Here is a 1,401-nt window from a genome sequence, read left to right on the forward strand (position 1 = left end):
TAAGTCTGAGATGTGATGCCGAGCCGATTGTGGCGAAGTGGGTGATCCTATGCTGCCGAGAAAAGCCTCTAGTGAGTGTCGTGGCGGCCCGTACCCTAAACCGACTCAGGTGGTCAGGTAGAGAATACTAAGGCGATCGGGTGAACTGTGGTTAAGGAACTCGGCAAATTGCCCCCGTAACTTCGGGAGAAGGGGGGCCTTCGCTGGTGACGAACCTTTGCGTTCTGAGCTGGTGGGGGTCGCAGAGGCCAGGGGGAAGCGACTGTTTACTAAAAACACAGGTCCGTGCGAAGTCGTAAGACGATGTATACGGACTGACGCCTGCCCGGTGCTGGAACGTTAAGGGGACCGGTTAGTGGAGTTTACTTCGCGAAGCTGAGAACTTAAGCGCCAGTAAACGGCGGTGGTAACTATAACCATCCTAAGGTAGCGAAATTCCTTGTCGGGTAAGTTCCGACCTGCACGAATGGCGTAACGACTTCCCCGCTGTCTCAACCGCAGACCCGGCGAAATTGCACTACGAGTAAAGATGCTCGTTACGCGCAGCAGGACGGAAAGACCCCGGGACCTTCACTATAGCTTGACATTGGCGTTTGGAACGTCTTGTGTAGGATAGGTGGGAGACGGTGAAGCTATCACGCTAGTGGTGGTGGAGTCATTGGTGAAATACCACTCTGGTCGTTTTGAACGTCTAACTTCGGTCCGTGATCCGGATCAGGGACAGTGTCTGGTGGGTAGTTTAACTGGGGCGGTTGCCTCCTAAAGAGTAACGGAGGCGCCCAAAGGTTCCCTCAGCCTGGTTGGCAATCAGGTGTCGAGTGTAAGTGCACAAGGGAGCTTGACTGTGAGACCGACGGGTCGAGCAGGAGCGAAAGCTGGGACTAGTGATCCGGCGGTGGCATGTGGAAGCGCCGTCGCTCAACGGCTAAAAGGTACCCCGGGGATAACAGGCTGATCTTCCCCAAGAGTCCATATCGACGGGATGGTTTGGCACCTCGATGTCGGCTCGTCGCATCCTGGGGCTGGAGTAGGTCCCAAGGGTTGGGCTGTTCGCCCATTAAAGCGGTACGCGAGCTGGGTTTAGAACGTCGCGAGACAGTTCGGTCCCTATCCGCTGCGCGCGCAGGAGACTTGAAAGGAGCTGTCCCTAGTACGAGAGGACCGGGACGGACGAACCTCTGGTGTGCCAGTTGTTCCGCCAGGAGCACGGCTGGTTGGCTACGTTCGGAAGGGATAACCGCTGAAAGCATCTAAGCGGGAAGCTCGCCTTGAGATGAGGTCTCCCACCACGAAGGTGGGTAAGGCTCCCGGGAGACGACCGGGTTGATAGGCTGGAAGTGGAAGCGCAGTAATGTGTGGAGCTGACCAGTACTAATAGGCCGAGGACTTGACCACAAAGCA

1 rRNA gene (cut by a window edge) is annotated in these 1,401 nt (G+C 56.4%); it reads left to right on the plus strand.

Annotation, left to right across the window (positions count from 1 at the left end):
* Positions 1 to 1,395, plus strand: a 23S ribosomal RNA gene (locus ABT053_RS43240) (its annotated part extends 1,451 nt beyond the left edge of the window); the annotation flags it as partial.
* Between the last annotated feature and the right edge of the window lie 6 nt (positions 1,396 to 1,401).

Source organism: Streptosporangium sp. NPDC002524, from assembly GCF_040295985.1.
Lineage (GTDB): Bacteria > Actinomycetota > Actinomycetes > Streptosporangiales > Streptosporangiaceae > Streptosporangium.